Here is a 13,034-nt window from a genome sequence, read left to right on the forward strand (position 1 = left end):
TTGAGGGGTTCGCCCGATACTAGGCCCTTCCACCCATAAAGATAATCTGGCACGATCGGGAATCACTCTCCCAAAAATCGAGAATATGGCGGATCGTTTCGAATCCATGTCGATCCTGGTGGCCGTGGTGGAGGCCGGCAGCTTTTCCGCCGCCGCGCGCCAGCTCCGGATGCCGCTTGCCACCGTGAGCCGGAAGGTGGGCGAGCTGGAGGCGCACCTGAACACCCGGCTCCTGCATCGCTCCACCCGGCAGCTCTCGCTGACCGAGACCGGCCACGCCTACGTGGCCGCCTGCCGGCGCATCCTCGAGGAGGTAGGCGAGGCGGAGCGCGCCGCGTCCGGCGAATATGCCGCGCCCAAGGGCGAACTCGTCATCACGGCGCCCATCGTCTTCGGCCGCCTGCACCTGCTGCCCGTGGTGGCGGATTTCCTGAAAACCTATCCGGACATCGACGTCCGCATGGTGCTGACCGACCGCGTGGTGGCCCTGCTGGACGAGCATGTCGATATCGCCCTGCGCATTGCCGACCTGCCGGACAGCAATTTCATTGCGATGCCGATCGGCACCGTCCGGCGGGTGGTGTGCGCCAGCCCGGCCTACTTCGCCGCGCACGGCACGCCCGCTCGCCCCCAGGATCTCGCCGAGCATGCCTGCATCACGTTCGAGCAGATGACCTCCCGGCAGGTCTGGCATTTCACGGCGGGCAAGGTGGCGAAGGGGGCGAAGGCGGGCAAGGCGGGCAAGGCGGAGATTGCGGTGCCGGTGCGTTCGCGGCTGGCCGTGAGCACGGCCGAGGCGGCTGTCGATGCGGCGGTGGCCGGCGTGGGCATTACGCGCGTGGTGTCCTACCAGATGGCGGGCGCCCTGCGCGCGGGCGCGTTGCAGATCGTGCTCGAAGCGTTCGAGCCGCCGCCGTGGCCCATCAGCCTGGTCCACACCGGGCAGGGCCTCCTTCCGCTGAAGCTGCGCGCCTTCCTGGACTTCGCCGCGCCCCGGCTCAGGGCCCGGGTGGCGGCGATTGCCGTCTGACGTTGGACAAGCTATCGATCAAGGGGCAGGACGTCCCGCTGCCATTGGCGTGGCATTGCGCAATGAGGGTCTTCAGTTCGTCGCGCAGGCGTAGCAGATCCTTCAATCGATCTTCCACCAGCCCGAGTTTCTGCTCGGCCAGCACCCGGGCCGTGCCGCACGTGTCGCCATGGCCCTGCCGCAGCAGGACTCGCACTTCGTCCAGCGTGAAGCCGAACGACTGCGCCTGGCGAATGAACTGCAGCCGCTGCAGGCTCGCCTCCGGATACTGGCGGACGGCGCCGAACGCGCGCTCCGGCATCGGCAGCAGCCCGCAGCGGTGGTAGTAACGCACCGTCTCCACGCCAACGCCTGCGGCCTGGGCCAGCTTCCCGATTGTCATGGTGTGATGCATTGCACTTGACTCCGTACCTTGGTACGGATCTAGCCTAGCGGTAAATCTGACGGAAGAAAATGGCGGGGAATACGGAGAGAGAACGATATGCAATCGCGCATCATTCGCGTTCTGCCCGCCGAGTATGGCTGGGCACTGCAGTTCGGTGGTCTCGATATCAAGCCCCAGCGCTTCACGACCATGGAAGCGGCCATCGCCGCCGGCTGGGACATGGCCCGGCGCGAGCACGCCGAGTTGCACATCCATCGTCACGATGGGGACGTGCACCTGCGCAGGGCATGGTACGACCCGTATCAGGACCGCTAGCCGCGCGCCGGAAGTGCGGGATCAGCCGCTGGCCGGTCCCGCCTCTCGCTTGACAACGCCGGCGCTCAGGCCGGCGGGGCACCCTCCTTGAACAAGGACTTCAGCTGCGTGCGCAGTTCAGGGGAATCCTGATGCTGATGCACCGCCACCGCATGCTGGACCGCAGCCTCGAGCAGTTCGTCTTCATTGTCGGCGCTCAGCGCCACAGTGCAGTTTTTCTCGCTCGGATAGTCGCGGCAATCGATGTACTTGCGTCCCATATCGCCTCCTGACACCGGCCTGGGGCCGGTGCCTTGAAGTATAGGTAGGACGGCGGCAACGCCTAGTCCGGCTTGATGCCCGCGCGCGCCACGATCGGCTTCCAGCGTTGCTGCTCCGCCGCGATAAAGCGGGCGAATTCCTCGGGCGTGCTGCCCACCACCAGGGCGGCGTCCGCGCCCAGCCGCTCCACCGAGGTGGGACTCTTCACCGCCTTGATCGTGGCCTCCGCCAGCTTGGCCACCGCCGGCTGCGGCAGCGAGGCCGGCGCCAGCAGCCCGTACCACTGCGTCATCTCGAAGCCCGGATAGCCCTGCTCCGCCACCGTCGGCACATCGGGGAGCTGCGGAATGCGCTGCGCCGTGCCCGTGGCGATACAGCGCACCTTGCCCGTCTTGATGAACTGGATGATGGCCGGCGCGCCCACCGCCGCCGCATCGAGCCGCCCGGACAGCAGGTCGGTGATCTGCGGGCCGCTGCCGCGATACGGCACGTGGGTGATAAAGGTGCCGGTGGTCGCCTTCAGGTACTCGAAAGCCAGGTGGCCGGCGCTGCCATTGCCCGCCGAGCCGTAGTTCAGCTTGCCCGGCTTGCTCTTGGCCAGGGCCACGAACTCCTTGAGGTTCTTCGCCGGCAGGTCCGGGTGCACCACGTACAGGCTGGGCACCTTCGACAGCAGCGAAATCGGCCGGAAGTCCCTGTTCGGGTCGTACGGCAGCTTGGGGAAGATGTACGGATTGACCGCCAGCGTGCCGATATGGCCGAGGATCAGCGTGTGGTTGTCGTCGGCCCGCGCTACCTCGCCCATGGCGATATTGCCCGCCCCGCCCGGCTTGTTTTCGACGAATACCGATACGCCGAGCAGCTTGGTCAGCTCCGCCGCCGTGGAGCGCGCCACGATCTCGGAACTGCCGCCCGGCGCGAACGGCACCACCAGCCGGATGGGTTTGGACGGCCAGGTTGCCTGCGCGCGCGCCAGCGTGGGCGCCAGGGCGCCGGCGCCCAGCGCAGCCATCAACCCGAGCAGGTGCCGGCGATCGGCGTCAAAGGGGGAATCTGTGGACATGGGGGTCTCCTTCGTTTTTAGTGTGCTACGACGTCAAGCCGGCGCTTATTCCGSCTTGACGTTACCGTCYTTGATGACCTTGGCCCAGAGCCGCGTCTGGGTGTCGATATAACGCGCCGCCTCGGCCGGCGGGGCGCCTACCACCTCGCCGCCCAGCTCGGCCACGCGCTGGCGGATCTCCGGACTGCCCATGACCTTCTGGAGCGCGTCCGACAGCCTGGCCACCACGGCTTCCGGCGTGTTGGCGGGCAGGAAGGCGGCATTCCATTCATAGACCTCGTAGCCCGCCACGCCGGCTTCCTGCATGGTCGGCACGTTGGGCAGCGCCGAGGTGCGTGTATGGCTGGTCACCGCCAGCGGGCGCAGCTTGCCTGCCTTGATGTGCTGGAGGCTGGAAGCCACGTTGGCGAAGAACAGCGGCACCTGTCCGGCGATGACATCGGTCATCGCCGGACCGCCGCCCTTGTATGGCACGTGGAGCAGGTCCACGCTGGCGCGCTGCTCGAACAGCACGCCGGACAGGTGCTGCGCCGAGCCATTGCCCGACGAGGCGAACGCCACCGTGCCCGGCTTCTGCTTCGCCAGCGCCAGCACGTCCTTGACGTTCGTCGCCGGGAAGGCGGGATTGGCCACCAGCACATTGGGATAGCGCGCCAGCACGCCCACCGCCCGGAACGCCTTGGCGGGRTCGTAGGGCAGGCGCGGATAGAGGCTCGGGTTCACCGCGTAGGACGACGCGTCCACCATCAGCGTGTAGCCATCGGGCGCGGCCTTGGCCACGTACGACGCGCCGATCTGCCCGCCCGCCCCTGGGCGGTTTTCCACGATCACCGTCTGGCCGAGTTCCCGTCCCAGCCCCGGCGCGATCAGCCGCGCCATCAGGTCGGCACCACCGCCGGGCGGATAGGTGACGACGATGGTCAGCGGGCGCGTCGGCCACGGCTGGGCGGCGTCGGCGGCGTGCAGCAGGGTCGGCTGCAAGGCCAGGCCGGCCAGCGTGAGAGGGATCAGGGAACGCATGGGGTGTCTCCGTCGAATTCAGTTTTTGTGGGCGAGGTCAGCGGATCTCGGCCGTGTAGCGGAAGGCATAGGCATCGCCCCGGGTCAGCCGGTATTCGACGCACTGGCCCTGGATATCGAACGCCTGACGCGTGACCAGCGCACAGGGATGGGAGGGCGGCAGCGCGAGCAGCTCGGCTTCCTCGGCATCGAGCAGCCGGAAGGTCACCTCGTCCATCGCCCGGTGCACGGTGATGCCGCAGCGCTGGCTCAGCAGCGGATAGAGCAGCTCGCCCCACTCGGCCATCGGCGTCTCCTGCAGCGCCGCGCAGCGCGGCAACGGCAGCCAGATCGATTCGAGCAGGCGCGGGGTGTCCGCCACCCAGCGCCGGCGCGAGATGGCCAGACCCCGCGCGCCGGCCTCCAGCCCGAAGCGGCTGGCCATGGCCTTGTCCAGCCGCACGCTGCGGCAGGACAGGATCTCCGAGCGCGGCACCGCCGTGGGCGCCGCATCGGCATCGGCCTCCGAGCGGAAGCGGAAGAAGCGCATCATGCTGGCGCCGCTCCCCCCGGTCAGCCCGGTGCACACGAAAGTACCCTTGCCCTGCACCCGCTCCAGCAGCCCCTGCTGCACCAGCACGGCAATCGCCTGCCGGATCGTGCCGAGCGCGATGCCAAACTCGCCCGCCAGCGCACTTTCGGCCGGAATGGCAGTGCCCGGCGACCACTCGCCCGTGACGATCTTCTGCTGCAATAGCGCGGCAATCTGCCCGTAGCGGCTCAKGCCTGCCGAGGCGGCGGCCGGTTGGCGCRTGGCATTGTCTGGCATCTGGTGTCCGTGTTAGATTCCACTCCTATAGAGGACTAGAGTACCCGGACCGGGCCAGCCCGCCATATCGGGGCTAACCCGCACAGAGGAGAATCGTGCCGATGACGACAAGCCAGACGCTGGTGGACTGCCACTTTCATGTCTTCGATGCCGGCGTGGCCGTGGCGTCGGCGCGCTATCGGCCGCCCTACGCCGCGCCGCTGGCGGACTGGCTGTCCATGGCCGGGTCGATGGGCGACGCGACCGTGGACCCCTACGGCGTGGTGGTCCAGACCAGCTTCCTCGGCACCGACAACGCGGCGATGCTGGCTGCGCTGCGCCGCATGCCGGGGCGGCTGCGCGGCGTGGCCGTGGTCGATCCGGCCGTGGACGACGCCGAACTCGCCACGCTGGATGCCGCCGGGGTCCGGGGCATCCGCCTGAACCTGTATGGCGATGCCGGCTGGCGGCGCATCGACACCGCGCCGTGGCGCTCGCTGTTCCAGCGCGTGGCAGCGCTGGGCTGGCACGTGGAAGTCCACACGAACAATGGCGACGGCGCGATGGTGCTGGCCGCGCTCGATGCCGCGCTCGACAATGCGCCGGCCCCCATCGTGCTCGATCACTTCGGCCGCCCCGGCCCGCTCGGCGTGGACGACCCGGTCTTCGACACGGCCCGCACCGTGGCCGTGCGACGCCCGCTCTGGATCAAGATCAGCGCGCCCTACCGGCTGGCCAGCCCTGACCAGTGGCCGACACTGGCCGCGCATTGGGCCGAGATAGCCGGGCCGGACCGCCTGCTCTGGGGCAGCGACTGGCCGTGGACCAACCACGAGGCCCCCGCACGTGCCGACGAATGCCGCGCGGTGATGGCCTGGCTCGCACAGCGGCCGGATTTGTCGGAAGGCTTGCGCTGGCGCAATGCCGCCGCGCTCTACGGCTTCGCACTGGCGGGCTGAAGCGCCCACACAGCCGCCCATCTAGCTGACGCGGCGCGTCCGCGCCGGTGCACCGGACCCGCCGGCGGTGCACGGCATGCCCCGCTCCGGGGCCCGGGCTTCCTCCCCCCTTCCGCCCGCCTTTCCCACCCCATTTCCCCCAATCCCAGTCCCCAAGCCGGATTCCGGGCGCGCCGGCTATCAGGGTATTCACTGGCATTGCTCTTGCTAGACCAATGCTGGAAGATATTCTAAATATATTAAGCAGATATTTGCGAGCCCAACCCGACCCAACCGAGGAGTCCCCTGTGACCAATTCGACCAATTCGAGCAACGCCACCAATCCCCGCTGGACCGGCATCTTCCCCGCCATCACCACCAAGTTCCACGCCGACGAGCGGATCGACGCCGAGGGCACTAGCCGTCACATCGAATTCCAGATCCGCAATGGCATCCATGGCCTGGTGACCTGCGGTTCGCTGGGCGAAGCCAGCACGCTGTCGCTGGAGGAGAAGCTCGACGTGGCGCGCATCGCCGTGGAAGCCGCCGATGGCCGCATCCCGGTGCTGGCCAACGTCTCCGAGACCAGCACGCGAGACGCCCTGCGCTATATCGACGGCGCGAACAAGCTCGGCGTGTCCGGCTTCATGGTGATGCCCTCGGTGATCTACGTGGCCGATGCCCGCGAGGCGATGCAGAACGTGCGCGTCATGGCGGAAGCCGCCCAGAAGCCGGTGATGGTCTACAACAACCCGGTCGCCTACCGGGTGGACCTCAAGCCCGAGCACATGGTGGAGCTGGCCGACTGCAAGTGGGTGGCGGCGATCAAGGAAAGCACGGGCGATATCCGCCGCGTGACGGACCTGCGCAACACCCTGGGCGACCGCTACCAGATCTTCATGGGCGTGGACGACCTGGCCTACGAAGGGCTGGCGCTGGGTTGCGACGGCCTGCTGGCCGGCGTGGGCTGCGCCTTCCCGCGCGAAACCGTGGCGCTGTTCGACCTGATGAAAGCGGGCAATTTCGCCGAGGCGCTCAAGCTGTATCAGTGGATGACCCCGATGCTCCACCTCGATGTCTCGAACAAGCTGGTGCAGAACCTCAAGCTGATCGACACCCTGGTCGGCGTRGGCTCCGAGTTCATGCGCCGCCCGCGCCTGCCGCTGGTGGGCGAGGAGCGCGCCTTCGTCGAACGCGTGGTGCGCCAGGCGCTGGAGACGCGGCCGGCGAAGTACCAGTCGGTGGTATGAGGCCAACTGCGTGATGCATGCCTGCGGCGGCCCCCGGGGCCGCAGCAGGCATCCAACTTGCACCAGCCGTCGTGTCCGTGATCGTCACGACCGCCCCCTTCGTCCTGGAGTCTGCCTGCCATGCCTGACCTTCCCTCCCTCACTGCCACCGATGCGCCCGCCACGGCCACGGCCACCGTCAAGCGACCGGTGCGCTGGGTGATGCGCGCCTCGGACGCCGTGCTCGCCGTGGAGCGCCATGCGCTCGGCGGCCTGATGACGCTGCTCGTGCTGCTGATCCTGCTCAACGTGGTCACGCGCTACGCGGGGCTGCCGCTGTACTGGGTGGACGAAGCGTCGGTCTACGCGGTGGTCTGGCTGACCTTCGTCGGGGCGTCGGTCATGACGCGCCTGCGGCTCGATTTCGCCGTGGGACTGCTCACCGAGCACCTGCCCCCGAAGGCCGCCCGCGCTGCCAAGGCCATCTCCACGGGCGGCGTGCTGCTGTTCGGGCTGGCGCTGCTGGCGATGTGCTGGGTCTGGATGGACCCGGTCGGCATCGCCCGCTACGGCTTCGACGCCCGCGAGTACGCGGCCGAATCGTTCAACTTCCTCTACACCGAGCACACCCAGACGCTGGAATGGCCGGTCTGGGTGCTCCAGCTGATCATGCCGCTGTTCTCCTGCACCCTGAGCCTGCACGCGCTGGCCAACCTGCTCGAAGACCTCGACCTGGCGCCGCGCCGCGCCTACCCCGAGTTCCAGGTGGGCAACTCCGAGACGGTGAACTGACATGCCGACAACCTTCTTCTTCTGCGGCGTGATGCTGGTCGGCGTGCCGATCGGCATCTGCCTGTGCCTGGCCGGACTGGCGTTCATTTTCAGCACCGGCGCCACCGTGCTGCTGCAATCGTTCCCCTCGCAGATGTTCGCGGGCGTGGACAGCTACGGCCTGATCGCCATCCCCCTGTTCATCCTGATCGGCGAGATCATGAACAGCGGCGGCATCACGCGCCGGCTGGTGGATCTGTCGATGGCCTTCGTCGGCTCGATCAAGGGCGGCCTGGCCTACGTCAACATCCTGGCCAATATGCTGGTGTCGTCGATCATCGGCTCGGCCACGGCCCAGGTGGCGATCATGTCGCAGGTGATGGTGCCCGAGATGGAGAARCAGGGCTACGACAAGACCTTCGCGGCGGGGCTGACCGTCTACGGCGGCATGCTGGGGCCGATCATCCCGCCCTCGGTAATGTTCGTGGTCTACAGCGTGCTGGCCCAGGTGGCCGTGGGCGACATGCTGATCGCCGGCATCCTGCCCGGGCTGCTGCTGACGGTGCTGTTCTTCATCATCATCGCCATCATGGGGCTCTTCTACAACTACCCCCGCAGCGCGCGCAAGACGCTGCGCGAGCGCGCCACCACCGTGATCCAGGCCAGCCCGACGCTGCTGATTCCGGTGGTGATCGTCGGCTCCATCCTCGCCGGCGTGGCTAACCCGACCGAGGCCGCCGCCGTGGGCGCGCTGGCCGCGGCGCTGGTCGGCCGTTACGTGACCAAGGAGTTCGACCTGCGCACGATGCCGGCCATCCTGCTGCGCTCGGCCATCTATTCGGCCATCGTGCTGTTCCTGGTGGCAGCCGCCGCCGTGTTCTCGTGGCTGCTGATCTACGGCAAGATCCCGCAGATGGTGGCGGCCTGGATCCAGACCATCGCCCACAGCCCGRTCGAATTCCTGCTGCTGGCCAACGTGATCCTGCTGATCATCGGCACGGTGATCGACGGCATTCCGGGCCTGATCATGACCGTGCCGATCCTGCTGCCAATCGCCACCGAGGTCTACCACATCGACCCGCGCCACTTCGGGGTGGTCATCGTCATCAACCTCGTGCTCGGGCTGATGTCCCCGCCCGTGGGGCTGAGCTTCTTCGTGGCCTCCGCCGTCACCGGCGCCAAGCCGGGGAAGATGTTCATGGTCACGCTGCCCTTCTTCCTGATCAGCTGCGTGGCCCTGGTGCTGCTCTCGCTGTTCCCGAGCCTGTCCATCGCCCTGCTGGACTAGCCGACCGATCCAACCCGATCCAACCCGATCCATAGCCGTCCCATCCGCCTCGCCGTTACCCATCGAACCGCACAGGAGCCGCCATGACCCTCATCACCCGCCGCCGTTTCCTCAAGACCACCGCGCTGGCCACCGTTGCCGCGCCCATGGTCATCACCTCGACCACGCGCGCCGCCACGACCAAGGAGTTCCGCCTCGGGCTGATCACGCCCGCCGGGCACTCGTGGAACCGGGCCGCCGTGGCCTTCGGCGAGTCGCTCAAGAAGGAAACCGACGGCCGCCTGACCGTGACCGTGTTCCACTCGGGCCAGCTTGGCAATGARTCGGCGATGATGCAGCAGCTCCAGTCCGGCGCGCTCGACATGGGCTGGATCCAGGCGGCCGAACTCGGCTCGCGCGTCTCCAGCGTGGCCGCCATCAACGCGCCCTATCTGGTGCGCTCCACCAGCAGCGTGGCCAAGCTGGTGCGCACGCCGGCGGCCCTGAAGCTGCTGGACGCCCTGCCGCGCGAAACCGGCACCATCGGCCTGGGCTGGGGCATCACCGGCATGCGGGTCGTGTTCGCCACGCGCGACATCAATTCGCCGGACGACCTCAAGGGCATGAAGCTGCGCATCAACCCCACGCCGGTCTACCGCGACTTCTWTTCGATGCTGGGCGCCGCGCCCACGCCGATCCCCACSCCGGCTGTGTTCGACGCCATGACCAATGGCCAGGTGGATGGGCTGGAGGCCGACATCGAACTGTCCTGGAACCAGCGCTACGACAAGATTTCCAAGTCCCTGCTGCCGATGAACGCGCTGTTCATGCCGTTCGCGCCGCTGGTCTCGGGCCGGATCTGGCAAGGGCTGGACGCGAAGGACAAGGACATCGTGCGCGCGCTGGTCACGCAGTCGCTGACCGCGCAGATCAACGACATCGTCACCACCGAGGCGGGGCTGATCGAGAAGCTCAAGCAATCGTCGGTCCATTTCAAGAGCGTCGCCAACTACGACCCGGCGCCGGCGATCCAGAAGTTCGACGCCCTGTGGGTGGCCAAGGCCCCGGCGATTCCGGAGCTGCGCAAGATCGGCGCCACGCTCTGAGTGCGCCAAGGCCCCCTGAGCCCCCCGGCGGCGGTCACGGCATAATGTCGACCGCCGCCCCCGCTGCCAACCTGTTCGAGATGCCGACACCTTCCAGAAACCAGAGCGCCGAGACTGACAACCGTGAAAAGCGCCGCGCCGCCGACGTGGCCTACGACCGCATCGAGACGCTGATCTCCAAGCTCGAGATCGCCCCCGGCAGCCCCGTGGTGGAGGCCGAGCTGGCCGAACTCACCGGGCTGGGCCGCACGCCCGTGCGGGAGGCGCTGGTGCGCATGGTGTCGATGGGGCTGGTGCTCCAGCAGCCCCGGCGYGGGCTGATCGTCTCGACCATCGACGTCATGGACCATCTGGACGTGCTGGCCACGCGCCGCGTGCTGGAGCGGCTGATTGCCGCCAATGCCGCGCGCCGCGCCACCGATACCCAGCGCAAGGCGCTGATCGCCAGCGCCCAGAAGATGGTCAAGGCCGCCCAGCGTGGCAACCTCGACGAATACATGGCCGCCGACCAGGCGCTGGACCACGTGAACCACGCGGCCTGCCGCAACCGCTCGGCGGTCAAGGCGGTGATCCCGCTGATCGTGCAATGCCGGCGCTTCTGGTACGCCTATCAGCACGAGGGCGAGATTGCCGAAGGCGCCCAGGCSCACCTGGTCATGGCGCAGGCCATCGCCAGCGGTAACGAAGCCGAAGCCGCCGACGGCGCGGAGCGGCTGATGGACTACCTGGAGCGCTTCGCGCGCCGCGTCGTCAACGCCTGATTTCCCCTCCTTACATCGGCTGCCAGCCGCCGCTGGTGGCCACCAACTGCTGCGTCAGCTCCATCGTGCCGCTGCCCCGCACCACGCGGGCCAGCACCGGGAAGGCGCCCTGCACCGCCGCGTCACTGGCCCASGGGGCCGGATCGAGCATGTAGGTGTAGCGAACGGTGGTGGTGGCGTGCGCCGCCTTGTCGCCCACGCCGCTGGCCTTGGGCGTGTCCCAGCCAGTCACCTTGTTCACGCGGACGTGCCCGTAGCAGAGATCCGGCTCGGCGGTGTCCGTGCCTTTCGCTGCCGTCCCGGGATGGGCATTGACGAAGCCGCGCCCCTTGTCGGTCAGGTCATAGCGCAGCGCCTTCACGGTTTCCGTCTCGCCGTTCTGGTGACGCAGCGTCATCTCGGCACTGGTGTGCGCCACCAGCCCGGCATGTTCGAGCGCGGGCATCTGGATGCCGTCGCGCAGTGTCCCCGCCACGGGCAGGTCCGGCACATCCACGGGCCAGCTATGGCGGCCGATGCAGAGGTCGCCGTGGGCTTCGAGCTGCTTCTCCAGCGCGGCGCGGAAGTTGGCTTCGTTGGGGGCGTCCGGGGCGCTGCAGCCAGCGAGCATAGCCAGCGCAGCAAGGGTGGCGAAAAGGATCGGTTTCATGGTCTTGGTGTCGATGGAATAAGGGGTCATGGCGTCTGTGCCTTGTGCGCGGCGTTCCGGGCGGCGTTCTCGGCCGCGGCTTCCGCCACCGTGTGGGCCTGCGGACCGCTCTCGGCGGTGCCCGCCGGCGGCACGAAGCCATCGGTCAGCGTCTTCAGGAAGACGATCAGGTCCTGCATCTCCGAGTCAGTCATCGGCGTGGCGCTCCCCGGCTTGCGCAAGTCCAGCGGCATCTGGTCGTCCAGGTTGGCGCGGTACGACGCCGGCAGGTCGTTGAACTTGTTCACGCGGCCCCGGGCATCACGCGGGTACCACTTCTCCGGCGCGGTGTCCCGGGTGTTGTAGAAGCGCACCACCTCCTCCAGCGACTTGAATACCCCGTTGTGCATGAACACGTGGCGCGTGGCCACGTTGCGCAGCACCGGCGTCTTGAACATGCCGCAGGTGGCCGCCGCACCCTTGTCCTTGCCGGGGCGATGGTCGGTGCGCAGCGGGCCGCACAGGCCGAGGTCGAAATATTTCGGATCGGCGTTGGCCGGGATCTCCATATTGCGCGGCACGCCGATGGCGGCGAACGAGTAATCGCTCGTCATGTCCTGGCTGCCGTCGTTGCCACCGCCGATCAGGTGGCAGGCCATGCAATTGCCCTTGTTGGGATCCAGGAACACGCGCAGGCCGCGGACCTCCGCATCGGTCAGCGCGCCGCCGAGCTTGTTGTTGCGGTAGCGGTCGAACTTGCTGCTGTAGGGGTGGAAGCTGCGGTCTTCCACCTGGAACGCCTGGAGCGCGGCGCCGACCAGCGTGAAGGCGCGCTCGGTGTCATCGAACACGGTGGCGCCGTAGGTCTGGCGGAAGGCGTCGGCGTGGGCGCCGTGCTGTACGGCCTCGACCACGGCGGCTTTGCTCGCATTGGCCATCTCGTTGGACGCCAGCAGCGGAATCGCGGCCTGCTCGGCGATGGTGTTGGCGCGGCCGTCCCAGGTCAGGCCGCCGCCGGGACCGGGCGGGCTGACCATGTCGGGGTTCTCGAAGGTATCCGAGTAGGCGTTGGTGTACTCCTTGTACATCAGCGTGGGCACCGCGCGCGTGCCCGGCKCCTTGCCGTCGGCCCCGCCCAGCTGCACCGAGAGGTCATTGGCTGGTGCGTAGGCGTGGTTGGGGTCGTGGCAGGTGGCGCAGGACATCTTGCCCGTGCCGGACAGCGAGGGATCGAAAAACAGCTTCGCGCCGAGCTGCGCGGCGGGTGACAGGGGCGATGCCGGAGCCGATGGCGCCGGCGCGGAAACGGTCTGCACCGCGGCCTTGGCTGGCGTGGCAGCGTGCGGCGCCGTCTCGGTGGCCGGCTTGCAGCCGACGAGCGTGACAGCACACGCGGCCGCCAGCAGGCTGGCGGCAAGAATGGAGTGGGACATGGTCTGGATCAGCGGTGGCAGCCGGGCGCACAGCCGGGCC

The 13,034-nt window shown here is 68.0% G+C and carries 15 protein-coding genes; 8 read left to right on the top strand and 7 right to left on the bottom strand.

Annotated features, from left to right (window positions below; translation table 11 throughout):
- Positions 1 to 85 precede the first annotated feature (85 nt).
- Positions 86 to 1,030 carry a LysR substrate-binding domain-containing protein gene (locus tag AB4Z27_RS15820; RefSeq protein WP_441644796.1) on the top strand — a complete coding sequence of 315 codons (945 nt, stop codon included), beginning with the start codon at positions 86 to 88 and terminating at the stop codon, positions 1,028 to 1,030.
- On the opposite strand, the gene AB4Z27_RS15825 is transcribed toward AB4Z27_RS15820, so the two are convergent.
- A complete protein-coding gene (locus tag AB4Z27_RS15825) occupies positions 999 to 1,412 on the bottom strand; it encodes a MerR family transcriptional regulator (RefSeq protein ID WP_441593145.1) in 414 nt (137 codons plus the stop codon). The genes AB4Z27_RS15820 and AB4Z27_RS15825 overlap by 32 nt on opposite strands.
- Before the next feature lie 99 nt (positions 1,413 to 1,511).
- On the opposite strand from AB4Z27_RS15825, the gene AB4Z27_RS15830 reads away from it, so the two are divergent.
- The gene (locus AB4Z27_RS15830) at positions 1,512 to 1,730 is read left to right on the top strand and encodes a DUF2188 domain-containing protein (RefSeq protein ID WP_092296392.1); all 219 of its coding nucleotides are present in this window, start codon (positions 1,512 to 1,514) and stop codon (positions 1,728 to 1,730) included.
- A gap of 65 nt (positions 1,731 to 1,795) precedes the next feature.
- Here AB4Z27_RS15830 and AB4Z27_RS15835 read toward each other — a convergent pair whose 3' ends face one another.
- From AB4Z27_RS15835 to AB4Z27_RS15850, 4 genes are all read right to left on the bottom strand, one after another.
- Positions 1,796 to 1,990 (bottom strand): DUF1059 domain-containing protein, encoded by a 195-nt coding sequence (locus AB4Z27_RS15835; RefSeq protein WP_092296395.1) that lies wholly within the window; start codon positions 1,988 to 1,990, stop codon positions 1,796 to 1,798.
- 62 nt (positions 1,991 to 2,052) lie between these two features.
- Entirely contained in the window at positions 2,053 to 3,054 is a 1,002-nt protein-coding gene (locus AB4Z27_RS15840) for a Bug family tripartite tricarboxylate transporter substrate binding protein (protein WP_092296398.1), read from the bottom strand.
- 45 nt (positions 3,055 to 3,099) lie between these two features.
- On the bottom strand, positions 3,100 to 4,074 hold the full coding sequence (locus AB4Z27_RS15845) for a tripartite tricarboxylate transporter substrate binding protein (protein ID WP_441644797.1): 975 nt from the start codon (positions 4,072 to 4,074) through the stop codon (positions 3,100 to 3,102).
- 37 nt (positions 4,075 to 4,111) lie between these two features.
- Positions 4,112 to 4,882 (bottom strand): GntR family transcriptional regulator, encoded by a 771-nt coding sequence (locus tag AB4Z27_RS15850; RefSeq protein WP_441644798.1) that lies wholly within the window; start codon positions 4,880 to 4,882, stop codon positions 4,112 to 4,114.
- Positions 4,883 to 4,983: 101 nt separating this feature from the next.
- On the opposite strand from AB4Z27_RS15850, the gene AB4Z27_RS15855 reads away from it, so the two are divergent.
- The 6 genes from AB4Z27_RS15855 to AB4Z27_RS15880 all read left to right on the top strand — a co-directional run bounded on the left by AB4Z27_RS15855 (position 4,984) and on the right by AB4Z27_RS15880 (position 10,933).
- Positions 4,984 to 5,820: an amidohydrolase family protein gene (locus AB4Z27_RS15855; RefSeq protein ID WP_441593148.1), complete on the top strand. Its 837-nt coding sequence runs from the start codon at positions 4,984 to 4,986 to the stop codon at positions 5,818 to 5,820.
- A 287-nt stretch (positions 5,821 to 6,107) separates the two neighbouring features.
- The gene (locus AB4Z27_RS15860) at positions 6,108 to 7,049 is read left to right on the top strand and encodes a dihydrodipicolinate synthase family protein (RefSeq protein ID WP_441593150.1); all 942 of its coding nucleotides are present in this window, start codon (positions 6,108 to 6,110) and stop codon (positions 7,047 to 7,049) included.
- Between the two features lie 120 nt (positions 7,050 to 7,169).
- Positions 7,170 to 7,820, top strand: a complete 651-nt coding sequence (locus AB4Z27_RS15865) for a TRAP transporter small permease (protein WP_441644799.1) — start codon at positions 7,170 to 7,172, stop codon at positions 7,818 to 7,820.
- 1 nt (position 7,821) lies between these two features.
- Positions 7,822 to 9,087 (top strand): TRAP transporter large permease, encoded by a 1,266-nt coding sequence (locus tag AB4Z27_RS15870; protein ID WP_441644800.1) that lies wholly within the window; start codon positions 7,822 to 7,824, stop codon positions 9,085 to 9,087.
- Positions 9,088 to 9,170: 83 nt separating this feature from the next.
- Entirely contained in the window at positions 9,171 to 10,172 is a 1,002-nt protein-coding gene (locus AB4Z27_RS15875) for a TRAP transporter substrate-binding protein (protein ID WP_441644801.1), read from the top strand.
- Between the two features lie 80 nt (positions 10,173 to 10,252).
- The gene (locus AB4Z27_RS15880; RefSeq protein WP_441593325.1) at positions 10,253 to 10,933 is read left to right on the top strand and encodes a GntR family transcriptional regulator; all 681 of its coding nucleotides are present in this window, start codon (positions 10,253 to 10,255) and stop codon (positions 10,931 to 10,933) included.
- Positions 10,934 to 10,943: 10 nt separating this feature from the next.
- Here AB4Z27_RS15880 and AB4Z27_RS15885 read toward each other — a convergent pair whose 3' ends face one another.
- Both AB4Z27_RS15885 and AB4Z27_RS15890 read right to left on the bottom strand, forming a co-directional pair.
- Positions 10,944 to 11,612: a hypothetical protein gene (locus tag AB4Z27_RS15885; protein WP_092296424.1), complete on the bottom strand. Its 669-nt coding sequence runs from the start codon at positions 11,610 to 11,612 to the stop codon at positions 10,944 to 10,946.
- Positions 11,609 to 12,994, bottom strand: a complete 1,386-nt coding sequence (locus AB4Z27_RS15890; protein WP_441644802.1) for a cytochrome-c peroxidase — start codon at positions 12,992 to 12,994, stop codon at positions 11,609 to 11,611. The genes AB4Z27_RS15885 and AB4Z27_RS15890 overlap by 4 nt, the downstream gene beginning before the upstream one ends.
- Positions 12,995 to 13,034 lie beyond the last annotated feature (40 nt).

The organism is Cupriavidus sp. KB_39, from assembly GCF_052114485.1.
Taxonomy (GTDB): domain Bacteria; phylum Pseudomonadota; class Gammaproteobacteria; order Burkholderiales; family Burkholderiaceae; genus Cupriavidus.

Coding starts and splice junctions, on each gene's coding strand:
- AB4Z27_RS15820 (WP_441644796.1), top strand. CDS start 86: ATGGCGGATCGTTTCGAATCCATGTCGATCCTGGTGGCCGTGGTGGAG.
- AB4Z27_RS15825 (WP_441593145.1), bottom strand. CDS start 1,412: ATGACAATCGGGAAGCTGGCCCAGGCCGCAGGCGTTGGCGTGGAGACG.
- AB4Z27_RS15830 (WP_092296392.1), top strand. CDS start 1,512: ATGCAATCGCGCATCATTCGCGTTCTGCCCGCCGAGTATGGCTGGGCA.
- AB4Z27_RS15835 (WP_092296395.1), bottom strand. CDS start 1,990: ATGGGACGCAAGTACATCGATTGCCGCGACTATCCGAGCGAGAAAAAC.
- AB4Z27_RS15840 (WP_092296398.1), bottom strand. CDS start 3,054: ATGTCCACAGATTCCCCCTTTGACGCCGATCGCCGGCACCTGCTCGGG.
- AB4Z27_RS15855 (WP_441593148.1), top strand. CDS start 4,984: ATGACGACAAGCCAGACGCTGGTGGACTGCCACTTTCATGTCTTCGAT.
- AB4Z27_RS15865 (WP_441644799.1), top strand. CDS start 7,170: ATGCCTGACCTTCCCTCCCTCACTGCCACCGATGCGCCCGCCACGGCC.